This window comes from Microbispora sp. H11081 (assembly GCF_012999535.1).
Lineage (GTDB): Bacteria > Actinomycetota > Actinomycetes > Streptosporangiales > Streptosporangiaceae > Microbispora.
The window spans coordinates 47,677-70,311 of sequence record NZ_JABBWV010000008.1 but is presented as its reverse complement, the minus strand read 5'-3'; the positions used below and the strand labels follow the sequence as shown (position 1 = coordinate 70,311).

The 22,635-nt window shown below is 71.8% G+C and carries 21 protein-coding genes; 17 read left to right on the top strand and 4 right to left on the bottom strand.

Translation table 11 applies throughout. The features are described 5' to 3' along the window. Positions 1-15 precede the first annotated feature (15 nt). Positions 16-684, bottom strand: coding sequence for an Asp23/Gls24 family envelope stress response protein (locus HHX31_RS20940; protein WP_169950020.1), 669 nt, complete (start codon positions 682-684; stop codon positions 16-18). Between the two features lie 250 nt (positions 685-934). On the opposite strand from HHX31_RS20940, the gene HHX31_RS20935 reads away from it, so the two are divergent. Beyond that, positions 935-1,486 (top strand): HIT domain-containing protein, encoded by a 552-nt coding sequence (locus tag HHX31_RS20935; protein ID WP_169950019.1) that lies wholly within the window; start codon positions 935-937, stop codon positions 1,484-1,486. Positions 1,487-1,519: 33 nt separating this feature from the next. On the opposite strand, the gene HHX31_RS20930 is transcribed toward HHX31_RS20935, so the two are convergent. The 3 genes from HHX31_RS20930 to HHX31_RS20920 all read right to left on the bottom strand — a co-directional run bounded on the left by HHX31_RS20930 (position 1,520) and on the right by HHX31_RS20920 (position 7,718). Beyond that, positions 1,520-3,616: a hypothetical protein gene (locus HHX31_RS20930; protein ID WP_169950018.1), complete on the bottom strand. Its 2,097-nt coding sequence runs from the start codon at positions 3,614-3,616 to the stop codon at positions 1,520-1,522. 132 nt (positions 3,617-3,748) lie between these two features. After that, positions 3,749-5,350 (bottom strand): family 10 glycosylhydrolase, encoded by a 1,602-nt coding sequence (locus HHX31_RS20925; protein WP_169950017.1) that lies wholly within the window; start codon positions 5,348-5,350, stop codon positions 3,749-3,751. 235 nt (positions 5,351-5,585) lie between these two features. Continuing rightward, a complete protein-coding gene (locus HHX31_RS20920; protein WP_169950016.1) occupies positions 5,586-7,718 on the bottom strand; it encodes an elongation factor G-like protein EF-G2 in 2,133 nt (710 codons plus the stop codon). A gap of 282 nt (positions 7,719-8,000) precedes the next feature. On the opposite strand from HHX31_RS20920, the gene pgsA reads away from it, so the two are divergent. The 16 genes from pgsA to secF all read left to right on the top strand — a co-directional run bounded on the left by pgsA (position 8,001) and on the right by secF (position 22,594). Continuing rightward, complete coding sequence (gene pgsA, locus HHX31_RS20915; RefSeq protein WP_169950015.1) at positions 8,001-8,603, top strand: phosphatidylinositol phosphate synthase; 603 nt, start codon at positions 8,001-8,003, stop codon at positions 8,601-8,603. Then, complete coding sequence (locus HHX31_RS20910; protein ID WP_169950014.1) at positions 8,603-9,577, top strand: phosphatidylinositol mannoside acyltransferase; 975 nt, start codon at positions 8,603-8,605, stop codon at positions 9,575-9,577. The genes pgsA and HHX31_RS20910 overlap by 1 nt, the downstream gene beginning before the upstream one ends. Further along, complete coding sequence (locus HHX31_RS20905; protein ID WP_169950013.1) at positions 9,574-10,707, top strand: glycosyltransferase family 4 protein; 1,134 nt, start codon at positions 9,574-9,576, stop codon at positions 10,705-10,707. Before HHX31_RS20910 ends, HHX31_RS20905 begins: the two co-directional genes overlap by 4 nt. Then, on the top strand, positions 10,704-11,243 hold the full coding sequence (locus tag HHX31_RS20900) for a hypothetical protein (protein WP_169950012.1): 540 nt from the start codon (positions 10,704-10,706) through the stop codon (positions 11,241-11,243). Before HHX31_RS20905 ends, HHX31_RS20900 begins: the two co-directional genes overlap by 4 nt. Positions 11,244-11,376: 133 nt before the next feature. After that, the gene (locus HHX31_RS20895; protein WP_311932139.1) at positions 11,377-12,384 is read left to right on the top strand and encodes a DUF3048 domain-containing protein; all 1,008 of its coding nucleotides are present in this window, start codon (positions 11,377-11,379) and stop codon (positions 12,382-12,384) included. 108 nt (positions 12,385-12,492) lie between these two features. Continuing rightward, on the top strand, positions 12,493-13,407 hold the full coding sequence (gene pdxS, locus HHX31_RS20890; RefSeq protein WP_169950011.1) for a pyridoxal 5'-phosphate synthase lyase subunit PdxS: 915 nt from the start codon (positions 12,493-12,495) through the stop codon (positions 13,405-13,407). Between the two features lie 57 nt (positions 13,408-13,464). After that, positions 13,465-13,890 (top strand): MarR family winged helix-turn-helix transcriptional regulator, encoded by a 426-nt coding sequence (locus HHX31_RS20885; RefSeq protein ID WP_169950010.1) that lies wholly within the window; start codon positions 13,465-13,467, stop codon positions 13,888-13,890. Positions 13,891-13,958: 68 nt separating this feature from the next. Beyond that, the gene (gene pdxT / locus HHX31_RS20880) at positions 13,959-14,549 is read left to right on the top strand and encodes a pyridoxal 5'-phosphate synthase glutaminase subunit PdxT (protein ID WP_169950009.1); all 591 of its coding nucleotides are present in this window, start codon (positions 13,959-13,961) and stop codon (positions 14,547-14,549) included. A 3-nt stretch (positions 14,550-14,552) separates the two neighbouring features. Beyond that, on the top strand, positions 14,553-15,305 hold the full coding sequence (locus HHX31_RS20875) for a YebC/PmpR family DNA-binding transcriptional regulator (RefSeq protein WP_169950008.1): 753 nt from the start codon (positions 14,553-14,555) through the stop codon (positions 15,303-15,305). Positions 15,306-15,463: 158 nt separating this feature from the next. Then, the gene (gene eis, locus HHX31_RS35770) at positions 15,464-16,627 is read left to right on the top strand and encodes an enhanced intracellular survival protein Eis (RefSeq protein WP_169950007.1); all 1,164 of its coding nucleotides are present in this window, start codon (positions 15,464-15,466) and stop codon (positions 16,625-16,627) included. Positions 16,628-16,763: 136 nt separating this feature from the next. Continuing rightward, complete coding sequence (ruvC, locus tag HHX31_RS20865) at positions 16,764-17,366, top strand: crossover junction endodeoxyribonuclease RuvC (protein ID WP_169950189.1); 603 nt, start codon at positions 16,764-16,766, stop codon at positions 17,364-17,366. Continuing rightward, a complete protein-coding gene (ruvA, locus tag HHX31_RS20860) occupies positions 17,363-17,983 on the top strand; it encodes a Holliday junction branch migration protein RuvA (RefSeq protein WP_169950006.1) in 621 nt (206 codons plus the stop codon). The genes ruvC and ruvA overlap by 4 nt, the downstream gene beginning before the upstream one ends. A gap of 79 nt (positions 17,984-18,062) precedes the next feature. Next, positions 18,063-19,112, top strand: a complete 1,050-nt coding sequence (gene ruvB / locus HHX31_RS20855; RefSeq protein ID WP_311932138.1) for a Holliday junction branch migration DNA helicase RuvB — start codon at positions 18,063-18,065, stop codon at positions 19,110-19,112. 259 nt (positions 19,113-19,371) lie between these two features. Continuing rightward, positions 19,372-19,728: a preprotein translocase subunit YajC gene (yajC, locus tag HHX31_RS20850; protein WP_169950004.1), complete on the top strand. Its 357-nt coding sequence runs from the start codon at positions 19,372-19,374 to the stop codon at positions 19,726-19,728. A 41-nt stretch (positions 19,729-19,769) separates the two neighbouring features. Then, positions 19,770-21,548, top strand: a complete 1,779-nt coding sequence (gene secD / locus HHX31_RS20845) for a protein translocase subunit SecD (protein ID WP_311932137.1) — start codon at positions 19,770-19,772, stop codon at positions 21,546-21,548. Continuing rightward, positions 21,548-22,594 carry a protein translocase subunit SecF gene (gene secF / locus HHX31_RS20840; protein WP_169950003.1) on the top strand — a complete coding sequence of 349 codons (1,047 nt, stop codon included), beginning with the start codon at positions 21,548-21,550 and terminating at the stop codon, positions 22,592-22,594. Before secD ends, secF begins: the two co-directional genes overlap by 1 nt. The last annotated feature ends 41 nt before the right edge of the window (positions 22,595-22,635 follow it).

Sequence of the window (22,635 nt, the reverse complement as noted above, 5' to 3'; positions counted from 1 at the left end):
GTCCGGCCGTCGTCCTCAGGCGGGGGCGCCGTCCGTGTCGCCGGGGAGGCGGACGTCGTCGACGGTGACGTTGACCTCGACCACGAGCATGCCGAGCATGCGGCTCACCGACCGCGCGACGTTGACCTTTACCTCGGTGGCGACGTCCATGACGACGTGGCCGTACACGATGACGATGGTCACGTCGACGGAGACCTGCTGATCCTTGATCGTGGCCCGTACGCCCTGCGTGGCCCGCTTGGTCCCCACGCCGATCCGGTCCCGTACGGATTCGAAGGCGCGCTCGAGGTCACCGCCCAGGTCGGCGACGCCGGGGATCTCCAGGGCGGCCAGCGCGGCGACCTTCTCGACCACCTCGTCGGCGACCCTGATGCGGCCCTTGAGGACGTTCGCGGCCGGAGCGCCGGGCCGCGACGTCTCCGCCTGCGTCCCGGTCACCGCCGGAGCCTCGGTCACCGCGGACGTCCCGGTCTCCGCCGGAGCCTCGGTCACCGCGGACGTCCCGGTCTCCGCCGGAGCCTCGGTCACCGCGGACGTCCCGGTCTCCGCCGGATTCTCGGCCACCGCCGACGTCTCAGCCTCAGCGGGCGCGGAGGGCTCCACGGCCGGGTCGCCGAGGCCGTCCCCGGCGTACGCGCCGACCTGCTCTTCCATCCGTTCCTCGACGGCGGCGGCCTCGCTCATCTCACGGCTCCATAAGGGTGGGGGCGTCCGGCAGGTGCATTCTGCCCGACGATCAACCGATTCGTCCGGCGTCTGCGCTGATCCGCCCGCTCACAGGAGTCGCCGGGGAGCCGCATCCGCTCCGGGTCAACCCGGCGGGCGAGGAGAGATCCCCGTGGTCATATGCTGCTGCCGTGCCGTCGCTGTGCCGTCGTGCGGGCGGCCGAGGCGGCGACCTGGCGCAGGGGACGAACCGGAGGGAAGCACGACCGTGGATTCAGAGCCGATCGAGCAGGCCGGCGCCGGGGTTCCCGACAGCTTCCAGCGCCTGTGGACCCCGCACCGGATGGCCTACATCAAGGGCGAGAACAAGCCCAGCGGGTCCGGCGCGGACGACGGCTGCCCGTTCTGTGAGATTCCCGCGCTGCCCGACGAGGACGGGCTGATCGTGGCCAGGGGATCGGCCGTGTTCGCCGTCCTCAACCTCTACCCGTACAACTCCGGGCACCTGATGGTCTGCCCCTACCGGCACGTGTCCGACTACGCCGACCTCGACGGACCCGAGACCGCCGAGCTGGCCGAGTTCACCAAGCGCGCGACGCAGGCGCTGCGCAAGGCGAGCGGGGCGCAGGGCTTCAACGTCGGCATGAACCTGGGCGGCGTGGCGGGCGCGGGCATCGCCGCCCACCTCCACCAGCACGTCGTGCCCCGGTGGGGCGGCGACACCAACTTCATGCCGGTGGTCGGGCGCACCAAGGTACTGCCGCAGTTGCTCCGCGACACCCGCGACCTGCTCGCCGACGCCTGGCCCGCCACCTCCTGACCGGCCCGTACGGCCCCGCCGCCGGAGCCCCCGTCAGGCGGCGGGGGCCGGTTCGGCGTACTGCAGGGCGCGGATGCCCGCGCTGAGGACGAGCGGCACGGCCAGGGCGAGGGCCATGGACAGCACCGCGGCCCCCGAGTCGTTGACGAGCATGCCGACCAGCCCGCTCACGAGCGCGCCGATCAGTCCGGCCTTCAGCATGGGCGCCCGTTCGAACGCGATCGGCAGCACCCCGGCGCTCGCGGCCCCCGGCCGCAGCAGCGCGAAGACGAGGAACGCGAACGCGGCGATCACTACGGGCATCAGGTTGGGACTGAGCAGCGTGGACAGCATCGCGCCGAGCTTGCGGGTGATCACTGGCAGGAACGTGCCGTCGACGACCTGGCCCACGAAGCGGCCGAGGTGGGTCTGGCCGGCCGGGGGACGCAGGTAGTCGAGATAGGCGATGGCCATCACCAGCAGGCCGCCCGCGACGCAGAAGGCGCCCAGCTTGACGATCGAGACCCGCCTGCCCGCCACGATCATCGCGGTGACCGCGATGCCCGGCACGAAGGCGATGACGCCGCCGAAGTCGCTGCCGACGCCGGGCCAGCCGTCGAGCAGCATCGCGAAGGCGCCGAGCGCGGCGACCAGGGTCACCGCGACGCCCTTGCGGCCGGTCCTGACCAGCCGGTCGGCGGCGGAGGTGGTGACGAGCAGCACGGCCGTGGCGAGCAGCGCGAACGGGATGTTCCCCAGGCCGTAGTAGCGGGCGCCGACCACGCCCGTGTAGCCCATCAGGCTGTTGAGCTGCAGGGGGGTGCCGGTCAGCAGGTCGCAGAGCAGCACGGCCGAGGTCACCGCGGCGATCACGGTCAGCGGTCCGAGCACGCCGCGCCGCCACGGCCCCGCGAGGGCCGCCACGGCGAGCGCCGCGGCGATCACGGCGACCGAGGCGAAGAGCGTCAGCGCGGGCTGCGCCGAACGGGCCCACGGCGTGAGGTTGACGAGGTAGGTCGAGACGGGGATCGCGGCGAGCAGGACGGCGGCGGCCCGTACGGCGGACAGCCCGTCACGGCGGCGCAGCAGCACGAACGCGATGACGTAGAAGAGCACCTGGAGCACGGCGAGCGTGGTGAAGAAGACGCCGGTCATGTCACGGATCGTCTGCCCGGCCACGTCGGCGGTGCGCAGGGCCTCGACGCGCTCGTCCAGGGTCGCGCCGGACGCGTGGGTCTCGACCGGCACGCCGATGACGGCCGGGGGAGCGGCCACCCCGGCCGTGGCCAAAATCGTGGCGGTGAGATCGGGCAGGATGATCATGTCGTCCCGGTGCGTGGAGCGGGCGCCGAGGGTCCCCGCCGCTCCGCCGCCCGGGGCGTGCAGCAGGGCGGCTCTGAGGTGGGGGACGGAACCGTGGTCGGAGAGCCCGGCGACCAGCACCGTCGCGGGGCCTAGCCGCGGCAGGACCGACCCGAGCCTCGCGTCGGCGGCCCGGGCCGCCTCCCGCCGGGCTCCGGCGGACAGGCTTTCTGCCGCGTCGGTCAGCCGGTCGCCGGTGATGTAGGGCGCGATGAGGTCGGGGATCTCCACGGCGACCACGTCGCCGCGCGACCACTCGGTGACCTCGGCCGGTGAGGCGGCGTAGACGTCCACCCTGCCCTGACGGTCGGCCAGGGCGAGCGCGGCTCCCGGGCCGACGGCCATCGTCGTGCGCCCGGCCGCGTGCAGGGCCTGCCCGAGCGCGCCCGCGTCACGCTGCCCCCGCACCTCCCACAGCCAGGAGAACGCGGGGATCGCCGCCCCCTCGCCGTCCTTCTCGGGGGTGGGCGCCATGCCGCATCCCCCGCCCACCGCAGACCGCACCCCGGCCGAGACCGTGAGCCACGCGTCGTACGGGCAGGTGTCCTTGCGCACGGCCCGCACGGACAGCGAGCCGAGGGCGGAGTCGCCGGCGAGCCGCCACAGGTTCGGGGTGCCGTCCGGGGTGACGTCGCTCCACATCAGTCCGGGGATGCCGACGAGCACCACCCGCTCCCCGGCGGACGCCCCGCCACTACCATGCGGCGCCGCCGCGGCTCCGGCGGACGCCGCCGGGGCGAGGACCAGGACCGACACGCCGAACACGACGGCGACGAGCGCGTGCTTCACCCACGTGCCTCTCACCGGACCCCCAGCCCCGAACATGATCTTGGGAAAACGTGCGACCACGTTATCGGACCCGCTGCTCCCGCGCAGCTATGACGCCGAACGCGCAGGGCTGGAGGACACGCCGGACCAGGGTCAGCCCGCCCGGGTCGCCGGGCTCTCGTTGCCGAGGCGGTCGACCGTGGTGACGTAGTAGGCGCCGGAGCCGCCGGCGGCGTACGACGGGGCGCCGGAGGCCGGCACGACCGCCACCAGGTTGCGCGCGTCCGCCGTCGCGCAGGTGGCGTCCTTGCCGCCCGTCACCCGGTAGACCGCGTACGCCTGCGCGCCCGGCTGGGCCTGCCACGTCAGCCTCCCGCCGGAGGCCTTCACCCCGCGAGGGGCGACGGGCGGCGTGGAACTCGCCCTGAGCACCGGCGGCAGCGCCGGGCGGGTGTAGTGGCTCTTCACGATCCGGTCGAGCACGCCGAGCGGGTTCTTCGCGAGTTGCGCGGCGCTGAAGTAGACGTCGCCCGAGATCTCCGGATACTCGCGGTTCAGCGTGAGGTGCGCGGGCAGCTCGCCCGGCCTGGTCCAGGCGGGGGTGTCGGCGGCCCCCACGCGGTAGAGGGCCTGCCCGATGTAGAGGTCGACGGCGGTGCCCTTCACCGCGTCGGCCCACCACTTGGCGAGCACCGAGTAGTCGGCCGCGGCGAACCCGCGGGGCCAGTAGAGCTGTGGCATCACGTAGTCGACCGAGCCCGCCTTGATCCACGCCTTGGCGTCCGCGTAGATCGAGTCGTAGGCCGACATGCCCTTGGTGGCCGAGCCCGCCGGGTCCTGGGCCTTATTGCGCCAGATGCCGAACGGGCTGATCCCGAACACGGTGTGCGGCTTGGCCGAGTGGACCGCCTGCGAGACCTGGGCGACCAGCTGGTTCACGTTGCGCCGCCGCCAGTCGGCGAGCGGCAGGCCCTTGCCGTACTTCTTGTACGCGGCCTGGTCGGCGAACCGCGTGCCCTGCCCGGGGTAGGGGTAGAAGTAGTCGTCGAAGTGGACGCCGTCGACGTCGTAGCGCTTGACGACGTCGGTCACGACCTTGGTCACCCAGTCGCGCACCTGCGGCAGGCCGGGGTTGTAGTACAGCTTGCCCTCGTGCCTGACGGTCCAGTCGGGGTGCAGCCGCGCCGGGTGCTGGGCGGGCAGCTTCGAGGAGGCCGAGTCGGCCGCCCGGTAGGGGTTGAACCACGCGTGGAACTGCAGGCCGCGCTTGTGGGCCTCCTCGACCAGGAACGGCAGCGGGTCCCAGCCCGGGTCCTGGCCCGCCGCGCCGGTGAGCCACTGGGACCACGGCTCGAGCGGCGAGCGGTAGATCGCGTCGGAGGCGGGCCGGACCTGGAAGAACACGGCGTTCAGGCGGCTCTTGACGGCGTTGTCGAGGATTTTCACGTATTCGGCCTTCTGCCGGTCGGGCGGCAGCCCCGGCTTCGACGGCCAGTCGAGATTGTGCACGGTGGCGACCCAGACGCCCCTCAGCTGGCGCTTGGGATATCGCGCGCTGACGGCGCAGGTGTCGGCGGCGGTGAGCGTCTCGGCCCTGGCCTGCTGCGCCTTCGGCGCCGTCGTACGGCCGGCCTTGCCCGCGGCGACCTTCTCGGCCTGGGCGTCGGGGCCGAACGTGTAGGCGGCCCCGACCGCGACCGCGGCGATGACGGTGGTCGCGATCAGCGGACGGATGACCTGTCCCCGGTCGGTCACGTGGCTACCCCTCTGATTTGCCAGTAAGTCCGGCCATAAGTCTTACATCGGCAAAAGAATGGTTTAGCCAGAAAAACGAAATGCACTTGTGATGCACGTGTGACGCGGGGCACCTAACGGGACTCCCCTTACGGCGGGAATGCGAAACCCGGCCACCGGAAAAGGCGCCGGTGAAGTGCGCGGACACGACGGAGCCCCGGCGGCGGGGAGGCGGGCCGCCGGGGCTCGGATCGGGCTACTGCTCGCCCGCCGCGGCGACCTTGTCGGCCAGGTGCGCGGGCAGGGGCTCGTACCGCAGGAAGGAACGGGTGAACGTGCCCGCCCCGTGGGACAGCGAGCGCAGGTCGATCGCGTACCGGGTGATCTCCAGTTGCGGCACCTCGGCGCGCACCAGCGTGCGGCCCGCGCCGACCGGCTCGGTGCCGAGCACCCGGCCACGGCGGGAGGACAGGTCGGACATCACGGCTCCGACGTAGTCGTCCGCCACGAGGACCGACACCTCGTCCACCGGTTCGAGCAGGTGCGTCGCCACCTTGGACGCGGCGTCCCTGAGCGCGAGCTGGCCGGCGATCTGGAAGGCCATGTCGGACGAGTCGACCGAGTGGGCCTTGCCGTCGTAGAGCGTGACGCGGACGTCGACCATCGGATAGCCGGCGACGACCCCGCGCTCCATCTGCGCCCGCACGCCCTTCTCCACGGACGGGATGAACTGTCTCGGGACCACCCCGCCGACGATCTTGTCGACGAACTCGAACCCGCCGCCCGACGGCAGCGGCTCGACCTCGACATGGCAGATCGCGTACTGGCCGTGGCCGCCGGTCTGCTTGACGTTGCGTCCCATGCCCTGCGCCTTGCCGGCGAACGTCTCCCGCAGCGGCACCCGCAGGTCGATCTTCTCGACCTCGACGCCGTGCCGTTTGGCCAGCCGGTCGAGCAGGACGTCGGCGTGCGCCTCGCCCATGCACCACAGCACGAGCTGGCGGGTCTCCGCGTTGTTCTCCAGCCGCAGGGTCGGGTCCTCCGCGACCAGGCGGCTCAGGGCCTGACTGAGCTTGTCCTCGTCGGCCTTCGACCTGGCCCTGATCGCCACCGGCAGGAGCGGCTCGGGCATTGTCCATGCCTCGACCAGCAGCGGGTCGTCCTTGTCGGACAGCGTGTCGCCCGTCTCGGTCCGCGACAGCTTGGCGACCGCGCAGATGTCCCCCGCGACGCACTTGCCCACGGTCCGCTGGAGCTTGCCCAGCGGCGACGACAGCGCGCCCACCCGCTCGTCGACGTCGTGGTCCTCGTGCCCGCGTTCGGCCAGGCCGTGGCCGGAGACGTGCACGGTCATGTCGGGCCGCAGGGTGCCGGAGAAGACCCGGACCAGGCTGATCCGCCCGACGTACGGGTCGCTCGTGGTCTTCACGACCTCGGCCACGAGCGGGCCGTCCGGGTCGGCGGTGATCTCCCGGCACGGCTTGCCGTCGATCCCGGTGATCTTCGGCAGCGTGTGCTCCAGCGGCGATGGGAAGCCCTGTGTGACGATCTCCAGGAGCTCCATAAGGCCGACGCCGGGAGCGGTGGCGAGGACCGGATAGAAGCCGGCCCGCGCGACCGCCTTCTCCAGGTCGTCGATCAGCACCTTGGTGTCGATCGTCTCGCCGGAGAGGTAGCGGTCCATGAGGGTCTCGTCCTCGCTCTCCTGGATGATCCCCTCGATGAGGTCGCCGCGGTACTGCTCGATGAGCGCGAGCTGGTCGTCGTCCGGCTCCAACTCGGTCCTGCCGCCGCCGCTGTAGTCGAACAGCCGCTGCGACAGCAGCCCGAGCAGCCCGGTGCCGTCCACCGGCAGGTAGAGCGGCGCCACGCCGTCGCCGAATGCGTCCTGGCAGGTGGCGAGGACCTCGTCGAAGTTGGCGCGCTGGTGGTCGATCTTGGTGATGACCACGGCGCGGGGCATCCGGACGAGCGCGCACTCCTCCCAGAGCATCCGGGTGAGCCCGTCCACTCCGTCGGCGGCGGAGACGACGAACAGCGCCGCGTCGGCCGCGCGCAGCCCGGCCCGCAGGTCGCCGACGAAGTCGGCGTACCCGGGGGTGTCCAGGAAGTTGATTTTGTAGCCGTTGTGTACGACGGGGGCGACCGACAGGTTGACCGAGCGCTGCTGGCGCATCTCGACCTCGTCGAAGTCGCTGACCGTGGTGCCGTCTTCGACCCGGCCGGAACGCTGGATGGTGCCCGTCTCCGCGAGCAGCGCCTCGACCAGCGTGGTCTTCCCGGCCCCTGAATGGCCGACCAGCACGACATTGCGCACCATGTCCGGCCGATCGGCCACGGGTGCCCTGCCCGCGGCCCCTGTTGTCGCGCCGGTTGATCTTTCGGCCACATCGCCTCCCGAATCTCGGAGCGGTCGGGATGGGCGCGTGGCACGCACCCCGCGCCGGCCGCTCGTGCCGTCGCTGTCCGCACCCGGGGGCTCGCCCTCTCACGACCACGTCCGTGCCCGCCGTGCGTCCTGCGGTACGGCGGGTTCACCTCCGTGACATCTCCGGGCGGTCCTGCGGGCGCGTGCTCTTCACCCTTTACCCATGTGGCGCATATCACAAGACTTTTCGGCGAATGCGCTTGCGAGGTGCGGCGGCGCCGGATGGCCTACGATCGGACGGCGATGTTGAACATCCTGCGCCCCGCCGTCACCCGAGTCATGACCCCCCTGGGGCGGGCCCTCGCCCGCCGCGGGATCTCGCCTGACGTGATCACAGCGATCGGCACGCTCGGCGTGGTGGCCTCGGCTCTCTTCTTCTACCCGCTCGGGCATCTGTTCGCGGGAACGCTCGTCATCACGTTCTTCGTGCTCGCCGACCTCCTGGACGGCGTGCTGGCCCGCATGACGGGCAATGGGAGCAAATGGGGCGCCTTCCTCGACTCCACGCTGGACCGTCTCGGCGACGCCTCCATCTTCTCCGGACTGATCCTCTACTTCGTCCTCAAGGACGATCCCGAGATCGTCCTGGCGGTGGTCGCGCTCTTCTGCCTCGCCGCGGGAGCATTGGTCTCCTACGTCAAGGCCAGGGCCGAGGGACTCGGCATGACCGCGAACGTCGGCATCGCCGAGCGGGGGGAGCGTCTCGTGGTCGTGCTCGTCGCGGCCGGGCTGTCCGGTCTCGGTGTGCCCTACATCCTGGCGGCCGGGCTCTGGCTGCTCGCCGCCGCCAGCGCCGTCACCGTGGTGCAGCGGATGGCGCACGTCTACAGACAGGCGGTGGACTGATGAAGGACACGGACGGCCCACCCCCGGGGCGGTCCGCGCGACCCGGCGCGGCGCCGCTCGCCGACCGGCTGGTCGCGGCGGCCTACACCGTCGGCTGGGCCGTGGTCCGGTACGTGCCGGAACGGCTGGCCGCGTGGTTCTTCCGGGTCCTCGCCGACTGGCTGTGGCGCAGGCGGGGCAAGTCCGTGCGCCGCCTGGAGGCCAACCTGGCCCGCGTCGTCGGCGGCGACCCCGGCGACCCCGCCGTGCGGGCCCTGAGCCGGGCCGGCATGCGCTCCTACTTCCGCTACTGGATGGAGTCGTTCCGCTTCACCGCCTACAGCCGCGAGCGCATCCTCGAAGACACCAGGGCCACCGGCGGCGAGCACATCTTCGACAACCTCGCCCGAGGCAGGGGAGTGGTGGTCGCGCTGCCCCACATGGGCAACTACGACCTCGCAGGCGCCTGGCTGGTGCACAAGGGCCACCCCTTCACCACCGTCCAGGAACGGTTGAAGCCAGAGTCGCTGTTCGAGCGCTTCGTCGCCTACCGCGGGCGGCTCGGCATGGAGGTGCTGCCGCTGACCGCCAAGGGCGGCGGCAGCGCGATGGCGTTCGGCACGCTCGCCAAGCGGCTGCGCCAGGGCAGGCCCGTCTGCCTGCCCGCCGAGCGCGACCTGACCGCCTCCGGCGTCGAGGTCGACTTCTTCGGCGCCAGGACGCGCATGGTCGCCGGGCCCGCGCTGCTGGCGATCCAGACGGGCGCCGCGCTGCTGCCCGCCGTGCTCTGGTTCGAGGGGAACGGCTGGGGCATCCGCATCCACGAGGAGATCCCCGTGCCGCCCGAAGGGACGCGGCAGGAGAAGGTCGCGGTGATGACCCAGGCCGTGGCGGAGGTGTTCGAGAAGGGCATCGCCGAGCACCCCGAGGACTGGCACATGCTCCAGCGCCTGTGGCTCGACGACCTCGAGCCCCGGCCTGGGGCCGGGTCGTGAACGTCGGCATCGTCTGCCCCTACACCTGGGAGGTTCCGGGGGGCGTGCAGGCGCACATCAGGGACCTCGCCGAGGCGCTCATCGACGACGGGCACAAGGTGTCGGTCATCGCCCCCGCCGCCGACGACGCCGAACTGCCGGCGTACGTGACCTCGGCGGGCCGTGCCGTGCCGGTGCCGTACAACGGCTCGGTCGCCCGCCTTGCCTTCGGCTTCCTGTCGGCGAACCGGGTGCGCAAGTGGATCAGGGAGGGCGGGTTCGACGTGCTGCACGTGCACGAGCCCGCCGTGCCGTCCCTCGGCGTGCTGGCCTGCTGGGTGGCGAGGGGGCCGATCGTGGCGACCTTCCACGCCTCCTACGCGCGGTCGCGGGCCATGTCCGTGGCGGCGCCGATGCTGCAGAGCGCGCTGGAGAAGATCACGGGCAGGATCGCGGTCTCCGACGCCGCCCGCAAGACGCTGGTGGAGCACCTGGGCGGCGACGCGGTGCTGATCCCGAACGGCGTCACGGTGCGCAGGTACGCCGAGGGCGAGCCGCTGCCCGGCTGGGGCCCGGACGGCGGCGTGATCGGCTTCCTCGGGCGGATGGACGAGCCGCGCAAGGGCCTGGCCGTGCTGCTCGAGGCGTTCGCGCTGCTCGCGCCGGAACGGCCGGGGCTGCGGCTGCTGATCGCCGGCCCCGGCGACCCGGACGAGGTGCTCGACCGGGTGCCCAAGCCGTACCGCGACAGGGTCGGGCTGCTCGGCATGGTCAGCGAGGCCGACAAGGTGCGCGCCTACCACTCCGTCGACGTCTTCTGCGCCCCCAACCTGGGCGGCGAGAGCTTCGGCATCGTGCTGACGGAGGCGATGTCGGCGGGCGCGCCGATCCTCGCCAGCGACATTCCCGCCTTCCGCCGCGTGCTGGGCGAGGGCCAGGCCGGGGCGCTGTTCACGACCGGGGACCCCGCCGCGCTGGCCCGGGAGGCGGCCAGGCTGCTCGACGACCCGGGGCGCCGCGCCAAGCTCTCGGACGAGGCCCGCCAGGCCGTGTGGAAGTACGACTGGTCGACGGTCGCGCGGGACGTCCTGCGCGTCTACGAGACCGTCACCCACGCGAGCGCGGGAGTCGTGGAGGACTCGCTGCCGTGACCACCACCGTCATCCTCGTGGCGGCCGTCGTCGTCGTGCTGTTCGCCGTCTACGTCTCCTGGCGGGCCGGGCGGCTCGACCGCCTCCACATCCGGCTGGAGACCGCGCAGGCGGCGCTCGACGCGGCGCTGCTGCGCCGCGCCGCGGTCTGCCTGGAGCTCGCCGGCTCGCGCATCCTCGACCCCGCGACCTCGCTGGTGCTCGCCGCGGCCGCCCACGAGGCCCGTACGGCGGGGCCCGACGAGCGTGAGCACGCCGAGAGCGACCTGTCGAGGACGCTGCGGGCGGTGGTCGACCAGGAGCGGTTCAGGGAGAAGCTGGCCGAGCATCCGGCGGGGACGGCGCTGCTGGAGGAGCTGGACACGGCGGTCGCCAAGGTCGTCTACTCGCGCCGGTTCTACAACAACGCCGCCGGCGTCACCCGTACGGCGCAGCGGCGCTGGCTGGCCCGCACGCTGCGGCTGGCCGGGCACACCGACCCGCCCCGGTTCTTCGACATCGACGACGAGCCGCCGGAGTCGCTCGCTACCGGTTAGTCGCTTTTTGTCGGGCATTTCACGTTAATCCCGGTAAGCTCATGCCGTTTCGTTGCCATGCTGGTCGGCGGTCCTCGTGGGCCAGTTCCGTCGTGCCTGGTGGCGGGGGCTTTCCACCGGGAGGAGCGGTACGGTGCGGGTGCGGGCAGGGATCGGCTTCACGCTGGCCATGGTGGTCGTCCTGACCGGAACCGCGTGTTCCGGCGACGACGGCCCGGCCGCCCAGTCCCAGGAAGAGAGCCCGGTGGCGTCGCCCTCGCCCACGCCGCCTCCAGAACACCCCTTCACCGGGCGCCCGGTCGCCGCCCGCAGGCCCGTACTCGCCGTGAAGATCGAGAACACGCACGCAGGCAAGCCGCAGATGGGCGTGCGCAGCGCCGACATCGTCTACGTCGAGCAGGTCGAGGGCGGGCTCACCCGGCTCATGGCGATCTTCTCGTCGAAGCTGCCCGCCCAGGTGGGGCCGGTCCGCAGCGCCCGCATCTCCGACCTGCACATCCTGCCGATGTTCGGCAAGCCCGCCCTGGCCTACTCCGGGGTGCAGACGAAGATGATCCCCTACGTCCAGAAGGCCTCGCTGTTCGACGTGTCCGACAGCCGCGTCCCCGCCGCGTACACCCGCGCCCCGGGCCGCGTCGCGCCGTACAACCTGGTCGGCAGCCCCAGGAAGCTCCTCGCCAAGGCGCCGCAGGCGAGCAAGGCGAAGGACATCGGCTTCGTCTTCTCCGACGAGCCGCCCGCGGGGGGCACGCCGCAGAAGAGCGTCACCGTGCGCTATCCGGCGGCGCGCTTCACGTTCGCCTGGTCGGCGGCGCAGAAGCGCTGGCTGGTCACCCAGGACGGCGAGAAGGACATGGCCGCGGAGGGCGGCCAGCAGGGCGCCCCCACGATCGTCATCCAGTGGGTGAAGACCGAGCGGTCGGAGTTCCACGACTTCACCGGCAGCTACACCCCGCTGGTGCACACGGTGGGCAAGGGCACCGGCGTCGTGCTCAGGGACGGCCAGGCCTACCGGGTCAAGTGGTCACGCGCCTCGGAGAAGGAGGGCACGTCCTACACCATGGCCGACGGCACGCCCATGCCGTTCGCCCGCGGCCAGGTCTGGGTGGTGCTCGCCTCGCGCAAGCCGGTCGCGCCGTGATGGACAAAAGGCTTGATCGACTTCACCGGCCGGGCCGGTCCGGGGCTGGACAGGCCAGCGCCTACCATGGAGATGAAATCCGTAGGCCCGCCGTCGTGAGGTAGCACCGTGTCCAGCAGCACCCCCGAAGTCAACGAGACCACCGCCGTCGGCACCGCCCGCGTGAAGCGTGGTATGGCCGAGATGCTCAAGGGCGGTGTCATCATGGACGTCGTCACCCCGGAGCAGGCCAAGATCGCCGAGGACGCCGGAGCCGTCGCAGTCATGGCGCTCGAGCGCGTCCCCGCCGACATCCGCGCCCAGGGCGGAGTGTCCCGGATGAGCGACCCCGACATGATCGAGGGCATCATCGGCGCCGTCTCCATCCCCGTGATGGCCAAGGCCAGGATCGGGCACTTCGTCGAGGCCCAGGTGCTCCAGGCGCTCGGCGTCGACTACATCGACGAGTCCGAGGTCCTGACCCCGGCCGACTACGCCAACCACATCGACAAGTGGCGGTTCACCGTCCCCTTCGTGTGCGGGGCCACCAACCTCGGCGAGGCGCTGCGCCGCATCACCGAGGGCGCCGCGATGATCCGCTCGAAGGGCGAGGCCGGCACCGGCGACGTCTCCAACGCCACCACCCACATGCGCAAGATCTGGGGTGAGATCAAGCGCCTCACCTCGCTGCCCGAGGACGAGCTGTACGTCGCGGCCAAGGAGCTGCAGGCGCCGTACGAGCTGGTGGCGGAGGTCGCCAAGAACGGCAAGCTGCCGGTGGTCCTGTTCACCGCGGGCGGCATCGCCACCCCGGCCGACGCCGCGATGATGATGCAGCTCGGCGCCGAGGGCGTGTTCGTCGGCTCCGGCATCTTCAAGTCCGGCGACCCCGCCAAGCGCGCCGCCGCCATCGTCAAGGCCACCACGTTCTACGACGACCCCGACGTGATCGCCAAGGTCTCGCGCGGCCTGGGTGAGGCCATGGTCGGCATCAACGTCGACGACATCCCCGTGCCGCACCGCCTCGCCGAGCGCGGCTGGTAGTCGCGCGGCCCCGCCCCGTCGTCGCCCCGCCGCGGGGCCCCGTTATCGTGACCAGCTATGACGACCGACGACACCGGCCGGCTCGCCGAAGACCTGTCACGTGAGCTGCGCCACGTCGTCATGCTGCTGCGCAGCACGACGGCGGGGCAGCCGGTCACCGCCCAGCAGTACTCCGTGCTCGGCTCCCTCGAGGGCGGCGCGCGCCGGATGACCGAGCTGGCCGAGGAGCACGGGGTGCAGCTCCCGACGATGAGCGTGCAGGTCAACCGCCTGGAGGAGGCCGGTCTCGTCACGCGGGGCACCGACGCGTCCGACGCGCGGGTGCGCACCGTCGAGCTGACCGGAGAGGGCCGCGACCGCCTCCGGGCCGTACGGCGGGCGCGGATCGCCTACCTGTCCGACCGGCTGGGCGCGCTGACGCCCGAGGAACGCTCGGCCATCGCCCGCGCCCTGCCCGCACTGGCGAAGCTGGGTCGCGCCTGACTCGTCGTTTGGGGCGCGCGAGACCGCGGCCATACCCTGAACACACAGTCACCACAGGAAGGGAAACCGTGACGCCCGCACCCAGGATCGGCGTGCTCGCCCTGCAGGGCGACGTGCGCGAGCACATCCGCGCGCTGGAGGAGTCGGGCGCGGCCGCCGTGCCGGTGCGCAGGCAGGAGGAGCTCGCCGCGGTGGACGCGCTGGTCGTCCCGGGCGGGGAGTCCACCACCATCTGGAAGCTCGCCACCGCGTTCGAGCTGCTGGAGCCGCTGCGCCTGCGGATCAAGGAGGGCATGCCCGCGTACGGCTCGTGCGCCGGCATGATCATGCTGGCCGACCGGATCGAGGGCGGCATCGAGGGCCAGGAGACGCTGGGCGGCATCGACATGGTGGTCCGCCGCAACGCCTTCGGCCGCCAGGTCGACTCGTTCGAGGCCGATCTCGACTTCGCCGGGCGCGGGACGATGAAGGCCGTCTTCATCCGCGCGCCCTGGGTCGAGTCCGTGGGACCCGATGTCGAGGTGCTGGGCCGCACCGAAGCTGGGGATAGGATCGTCGCGGTCCGTCAGGGGCCGCTGCTCGCGACGTCCTTCCATCCGGAGCTGACCGGCGACGCGCGGGTGCACTCGTATTTTGTCGAGATGGTGAGGGAGTTCTAGGCGATGTCCGGCCACTCCAAATGGGCGACGACGAAGCACAAGAAGGCGGCGCTGGACTCCAAGCGCGGCAAGCTTTTCGCCAAGCTCATCAAGAACATCGAGGTCGCGGCCAGGACAGGCGGCCCTGACCCGGACGGTAACCCCACGCTGTTCGACGCCATCACCAAGGCCAGGAAGAACTCGGTCCCGATCGACAACATCGAGCGGGCGCGCAAGCGCGGCGGCGGCCTGGAGGCCGGCGGCGCCGACTGGCAGACGATCATGTACGAGGGCTACGCCCCGGGCGGCGTGGCGGTCCTCATCGAGTGCCTCACCGACAACCGCAACCGCGCCGCGTCCGAGGTGCGCGTGGCGCTGACCCGCAACGGCGGCTCGCTCGCCGACCCGGGCTCGGTGTCGTACATGTTCAACCGCAAGGGCGTGGTGATCGTCCCTAAGGGCTCGCTGTCCGAGGACGACGTGCTCATGGCCGTGCTCGACGCGGGGGCCGAGGAGGTCAACGACCTCGGCGAGAACTTCGAGGTGGTCTCCGAGGCCTCCGACCTGGTCCCCGTGCGCAAGGCGCTGCAGGACGCCGGCATCGACTACGAGTCGGCGGAGATGAGCTTCGTCCCCACGCTCAACGTCCCCCTCGACGAGGACGGCGCCCGCAAGGTCTTCAAGCTCATCGACGCGCTCGAGGACAGCGACGACGTGCAGAACGTCTGGGCGAACTTCGACGTGAGCGACGACGTCATGGAGAAGGTCGAGGCCTGACGCCGTAGGCGGGGCCGGGGCCCCGCCCAGGGACCTCGCACAGGGACCTCGCACGGGGGCCTCGCACGGGGACCTCGCACGGGGGCCTCGCACGGGGCGGAGCCGTAGGCGGAAAACCGGTGGCAGCGGCAACCGGCGCCCGCATAGTTTGGCCTGCTGTGGAAATCCGTGATCTCACGAGCGACGACCTGGACGCCGTCCTCGACTCCCGCAGGCGTGCCTTCGGCCCGTTGTCAGGCGACAGCGCGCGAACGTGGCGCGAACTCGTCTCCCCGATGCTGCCCGAGGGCCGTTATCTGGGCGCCTTCGACGGCACCCGCCTCCTCGGCGCGGCCAGGATCAACCCGTACGTCCAGTGGTGGCACGGCCGCCCGCAGCCGATGGGCGGCGTGGCGGGGGTGACGGTGGCGCCGGAGGACCGCGGCAGGGGAGTGGGCCGTGCGCTCATGGAGGCCGTGATCGAGCGTTGCGCGGTGCTCGGCCAGGCGGTCTCCGCGCTCTACCCGGCCACCACGCCGCTGTACCGCAGCGTCGGCTACGAGCACGCGGGCGTGTTCCAGCGGATCACCGTGCCCACCGAGGCCCTGCGTACGGTGGGCGACCCGGGCGGCGCGGTCAAGCTGCGCAGGATGGGCCTGTCCGACGCGGCCGAACTGGTCGCCCTGATCGCCAGGGTGCACGCCGCCTCCCGCGCGAGCGGGCCGCTGTGCATGGACGAGCGGACCTGGCGCCTGTGGCTGGAGGACGACGACGACTTCTGCTACCTCGCCGAGGACGGGTTCGTCGTCTACCGGTGGAGGAACGGGGACATCGAGGTCGACAACCTGGTCGCGGGGTCGGAGGCGACGGCCAGGACCCTGTGGTCGATGGTCGGCAGCGCCTCGTCCGTCGCGAAGTCGGTGACCGCCTGCGTCGGCCCGGACGACCCGATGCTCTGGATGCTGCGGGAGCGGTCGAAGGACGAGGTCGCCCACACCCGGTGGATGTTCCGGCTGGTCGACCTGCCCGCCGCGGTCGAGGCGCGTGGCTTCCCCGCCGGCGTGTCCGTCGAGGTCCCCGTCGAGGTGACCGACTCCCACCGCCCCGGCAACACGGGCGAGTGGCTGCTGCGGGTGGACGGCGGCTCCGGCACCGCGACGCGCCTCGACGCCGCGCGGGGGGAGGGCTCCCGGCTCTCGATCGGCGGGATGTCCGCCCTGTTCGCCGGGGTCTCCACGGCCACGCTCCGCCGCGCCGGTCTGCTGGCGGGCGGCTCGCCCGAGGCCGACGACGCGCTGGACTCGGCCTTCGGCTGCGCCGCGTACATGATCGACTACTTCTGATCCGCCCGCGCCGCCGCTGATCGCGATAGAGTGACCGGCCGAACGTATGTTCGGCGCGGCGGCGGTGACGGTGGCGATGAGGTGCGGCGGCCGCGCCGGCGGGGACCAGGGAGGCGTGCCGGTGCGGTTGCCCCAGATGCGGGTGATGGGGGTGGACCCGGGGCTGACGCGGTGCGGTCTCGGCGCCGTGGAGGGCCGTCCCGGCGCCCCGCTGAGCCTGCTGTCCGTGGGAGTGGTCCGCACTCCGGCCGACGACGACATCGGGTCCCGGCTGGTCGTCATCGAGGCGGAGATCGAGCGGTGGCTCGACGAGATAAGGCCGGACGCGGTCGCCGTCGAGCGGGTCTTCGCCCAGCACAACCTCCGTACGGTCATGGGGACGGCCCAGGCGTCCGCCGTCGCGATCGTCTGCGCGGCCAGGCGGGGCCTGCCGGTCGCGCTGCACACGCCGAGCGAGGTCAAGGCCGCGATCACGGGCAACGGCAACGCCGACAAGAAACAGGTCGGCACGATGGTCACCCGGCTGCTGCGCCTCGACGCGATGCCGAAGCCCGCGGACGCCGCGGACGCGCTCGCCCTGGCCATCTGCCACGTCTGGCGCGGCGGCGTGCAGAACCGCCTGGCCGACGCCCTGGCCAGGGCCCGCAACGGCGGTGCGGGGCCCGCCGGCTCTGGTAGGACTGGGACGCCCGGCGACGTCGCGGCCGGGCGTACGGACCGGGGAGGGAGCACGCGGTGATCGCATCCGTTGCGGGGCAGGTGGCGGCCATCGGGGCCGACAGCGCCGTGGTCGAGGTGGGCGGGGTCGGGATGCTCGTCCACTGCGCCCCCGCGACCCTGGCCGGGCTGCGCGTCGGCGAGCCCGCCCGGCTGTCCACCTCGCTCGTCGTCCGCGAGGAGTCGCTCACGTTGTACGGCTTCGCCACCGACGACGAGCGCGGGGTCTTCGAACTGCTCCAGACGGCCAGCGGGGTCGGGCCGCGCCTGGCCCTGGCCATGCTGGCGGTCCACGCGCCCAACGCGCTGCGCGTCGCGGTGGCGAGCGCCGACATCAAGGCGCTGACGATGGTGCCGGGCATCGGCCAGAAGGGCGCCCAGCGCATCGTGCTCGAACTCAAGGACAAGCTCGGCGCCCCATCCGGGCCCGTCGAGGCCGCGCTGAACGGATCGGCCGCCGCGCCGGCCTGGCGCGAGCAGGTCCACTCCGGGCTGGTGGGGCTGGGCTACTCGTCCCGCGACGCCGACGAGGCGGTGGCGGCGGTGACCCCGGAGGCCGAGGCGGAGGTCGCGGCCGGTCGCGAGCCGCGGGTGGCCGTGCTGCTGCGGTCCGCCCTGCGCGCGCTGAGCACACGGTGACCGCGTGCCGGGCTGATGGTTCGATGAAATTTTCACCGGGAAGCGGACGGGTCCCGGCATGCCGAGCGGATGGTGTCGAGTGAGCGTCGAGCGGGATCTCGTGTCGCCGGAACCGGCGGGCGACGAGCGGGCGATCGAGGCCGCGCTGCGTCCCCGGCGGCTGGACGAGTTCATCGGGCAGGGCCGGGTGCGCGAGCAGCTCTCGCTGGTGCTGGAGAGCGCGCTGCGCCGCAACCGCCCGCCCGACCACGTCCTGATGAGCGGGGGCCCCGGGCTCGGCAAGACGACGCTCGCCATGATCATCGCCTCCGAGCTGGGCGCGCCGCTGCGGATGACCTCGGGTCCCGCGCTGGAGCGCGCGGGCGACCTCGCCGCGATCCTGTCCACGCTGGCCGAAGGCGAGGTCCTGTTCATCGACGAGATCCACCGGATGGCCCGCCCGGCCGAGGAGATGCTCTACCTCGCCATGGAGGACTTCCGGGTCGACATCGTCGTCGGCAAGGGCCCGGGCGCCACCTCGATCCCGCTCGACATCGCCCCGTTCACGCTGGTCGGGGCGACCACGCGGGCCGGGCTGCTGCCCGCGCCGCTGCGCGACAGGTTCGGCTTCACCGCCCACATGGACTTCTACGAGGTGGCCGAGCTGGAGCAGGTGCTGCGGCGCTCCGCCCGGCTGCTGTCGCTCGACCTGCCGGACGAGGGCGCCCATGAGATCGCCCGCCGCTCCCGGGGCACGCCCCGGATCGCCAACCGCCTGCTGCGGCGGGTGCGCGACTTCTCCGAGGTGCGCGCGGAAGGCGTCATCACCAGGGACGTCGCCAGGGCGGCGCTCAACCTGTACGAGGTTGACGCCGAAGGTCTGGACCGGCTCGACCGGGCCGTGCTCGACGCGTTGCTGCGCAAGTTCGGCGGCGGCCCGGTCGGCCTGTCGACCCTCGCGGTGGCCGTGGGGGAGGAGCCGGAGACCGTCGAGGTCGTGGCGGAGCCCTTCCTGGTGCGGCAGGGCCTGCTGGCCCGAACGCCGCGCGGCCGCGTCGCCACCGCGGCCGCCTGGGCGCACCTGGGCCTGGCCGCGCCTCCCGACGCCGTCGGCTGGGCCCCCTCGCCCACGCTCTTCGACGAGGAATGAGGGCACTCCCCCCGGCGCGGCGGGTAGAAGCGGAAACCGGGGCAAAGAGGTAACAGACCGATTGCGAAGCCCCTGAAACGGGAACTTTCCTGCCCGCCAAGCCGTGGGTTCGTTGCCGGGCTTCTGCGGGCTCGCATACACTGCGTGGCTTGACTGGCCGCTCACGCCGACACGAGAAAGCGTCGAGGTGGCCCGCGTGTGAAGCGCACAAGACCTCCGGCGTCAGGCCGGTTCATCACGTTACGGAAGGGTGGCCCCCGTGGGTAACAGCCCGCTTGGGACGTTCCTGCCACTGATCTTGCTGGTAGTGGTGTTCTACTTCCTCCTGATCCGCCCCCAGCGCAAGCGGCAGCAGGAGCAGATCCAGATGCAGAACTCCCTCACTCCGGGTGTCCGGGTGGTGACCACGACAGGATTGTTCGCGACGGTCGTCGCCCTGCAGGACGAGGACGTCGTGCTGGAGGTGGCCCCCGGTGTCGAGACCCGCTGGCTCAAGGCGGCGATCGGCAGGGTGGTCACTCCCGTTGACGACGTGACCGACGTGGAGGCCGAGGGGACCGTGACGGAGCGTACCGACACGGGGAACGGTGACGACACGAGCACCAAGCAGTCCTGAGTAGGCTGATCACAACCTTTCGACGAAAGAACTGACCTCCAGTGGCCCCACCGACCAGTAGCCAGAGCAAGCCAGGACGGACACTCCTGCTGCTCCTCGCGCTCATCCTCGTCATGGGAGCGACGGTCGCCCTCCAGAAGGCGTTCGTCCCCAAGTTCGGCCTCGACCTCGCGGGCGGCACCACGGTGACGCTCTCGCCGGTCACGGTGAACGGGCGGGCACCCTCGCAAGAGAGCCTCGACCGAGCCGTGACGATCATCCGGCAGCGCGTCAACGGCACCGGCATCTCCGACGCCCAGGTCGCGAAGTCGAACGACAACATCGTGATCCAGATTCCGGGCGCGGGCCGGGACGAGGCGCTCCGGCTGGTGTCGACCACCGCCGAACTGCGCATGCGGCAGGTGCTCGCGGTGGCCGCCGCGAGGACCCAGCCGGCGGAGGTGCCCACGGCGGCCCCCACGCCCGGCGGGTCGGCCACGGCGACCCCCGCGGCCTCGGCGAGCGACTCCACTCCGGCCAGGCAGAGCGCGGCCCCGACCGCCAACCCCTCTCCCGCCGGCCGCGTACTGTCGAAGGCGCTGACCGCGCCGACACCGGAGGCCGGCGCCGCGACGGGAGGGACGACCGAACGGAAGCAGGGCTCGGGAGCCAGGGCCAAGGAGTCGCCGACGGCCGCTCCGAGCCCCTCGGCGCCCGCCGCTCCGGAGGACGAAGGCGACCCACTCGCCGGTCAGGACACCAGCGGCATCGAGCCGGCGCTGCTGGAGGAGTTCCGCAAGATCGACTGCACCGCGAAGAACCGCGGCCAGGGCGCCATCGACGACCCGAACAAGCAGATCGTCGCCTGCAGCGACGACGGCACGGCCCGCTACATCCTGGACAAGGCCGCGGTGCAGGGCACCGAGATCAGCGGCGCGCAGGCGGGCACCGACCCGACCACCGGTGAGTGGATCGTCCAGGTCGACTTCAAGTCGAAGGGCGCGTCGCTCTTCTCCGACATCACCCGGCGCATCACCACCCTGCCCGCCCCGCGCAACCAGCTCGCCAACGTGCTGGACGGCGTCGTCATCGTCGCTCCGACGATCGAGGAGGCCATCCCCGGCGGCAGCGCCCGCATCTCCGGCAGCTTCACCCAGACGACCGCCACCGAGCTGGCCGACCAGCTCAAGTACGGCGCGCTGCCGCTCAAGTTCCAGCAGAGCTCGGTCGTGTCGGTCTCCTCGACCCTCGGCCAGGACCAGCTCAGGGGCGGCCTCATCTCCGGCGCGCTCGGCCTGATCATCGTCGTGCTCTACCTGCTGCTCTACTACCGCGGCCTCGGGCTCATCGGCGTGGCCAGCCTGGGCGTGGCCACCGCCGTCACGTACCTGACCGTGGACGTGATCAGCCACAACGCCGGCTTCCGGCTCTCGCTGCCGCACATCATCGGCCTCGTGGTCTCGATCGGCATCACCGCGGACTCGTTCATCGTCTACTTCGAACGCATCCGCGACGAGATCAAGGAGGGCCGCCGCACCCTGCGCTCGGCGGTCGAGGTGGCCTGGCGGCGTGCCCGGCGCACCATCCTGGTCGCCGACGCCGTCATGTTCATCGCCGCGGTGGTGCTCTACTTCCTCGCGGTCGGCGACGTGGCCGGCTTCGCGTTCGCGATGGGCCTGACCACGCTCATCGACATCGTGGTGGTGTTCCTGTTCACCAAGCCGCTGATGTCCATCGTGGCGCGGTTGCGGTTCTTCTCGAAGGGCCACAAGCTGTCCGGACTCGACGCGGAGCGCATGGGCCGCACCAGCCCCGCCGAGCAGACCCTGCAGGAGGCGTGATGCCGGGCGTGATCAGCCGCCTCTACCGCGGCGACATCAACATCGACTTCGTCGGCAAGCGCAAGGTCTGGTACGGCCTGTCGGTGGTGCTGCTGGCGGTCTCCATCCTGGGCCTGGTGCTGAACGGGCTGAACCTGGGCGTGGAGTTCCGCGGCGGCTCGGTGTTCGACTTCACCCGCACGCCGGGCTCCAGCATCGAGCAGGTGCGTGAGACCGTGGCGGACGCCGGAGCGCACCAGGTCATCGTGCAGCAGGCCGGCCCCAACTGGCGGGTCACCACCGAGAGCCTCAAGGGCGAGGAGGCGACCAAGGTCCAGGAGACGATCGCCCGGAAGTACGGCATCTCCGAGGAGCAGGTCAGCTCGCAGGTCATCGGCGCGACCTGGGGAGGCGAGGTCTCCCAGAAGGCATGGATCGGCCTCGTGGTCTTCATGATCGCGATCATGCTGTACCTGTCGGTGGCCTTCGAGTGGCGGATGGCCCTCGCGGCGATCGTCGCCCTCATCCACGACCTCGTGATCACCGCGGGCGTCTACGCCTGGTCGGGCTTCGAGGTCACCCCGGCGACCATGCTCGGCTTCCTCACGATCCTCGGCTACTCGCTGTACGACGCGGTCGTGGTGTTCGACATGATCAAGGAGGTCACGGGCAAGCTCGGCACGAGCGCGAAGATGACCTACACGCAGGCCGCCAACAACGCGCTCAGCCACACGCTGATCCGTTCGCTGAACACCTCGCTGGTGGCGATCCTGCCGGTCGCGGCGATCCTCTTCATCGGCACCACGCTGCTCGGCGCGGGCACGCTGAAGGACCTGTCGCTGGCCCTGTTCGTGGGCATGGTCGTCGGCACCTACTCGTCCCTGTGCGTGGCGACGCCGATCCTGGTGACGCTCAAGGAGCGGGAGCCCAAGTGGCAGGCGCTGGCACAGCGGGTGCACGCCAAGGAGCTCGCCGCCGCCAAGGCCGCCCGTACGGCCAAGGAGCCCGTCTCCGCCGGGACGCAGAACGTCACCGCGCAGGCCACGGACAAGCGCAAGAAGCGCTGACCGTCGCACGCGCCGCGGGCGCCCCCGGAACCCGCCCGGTT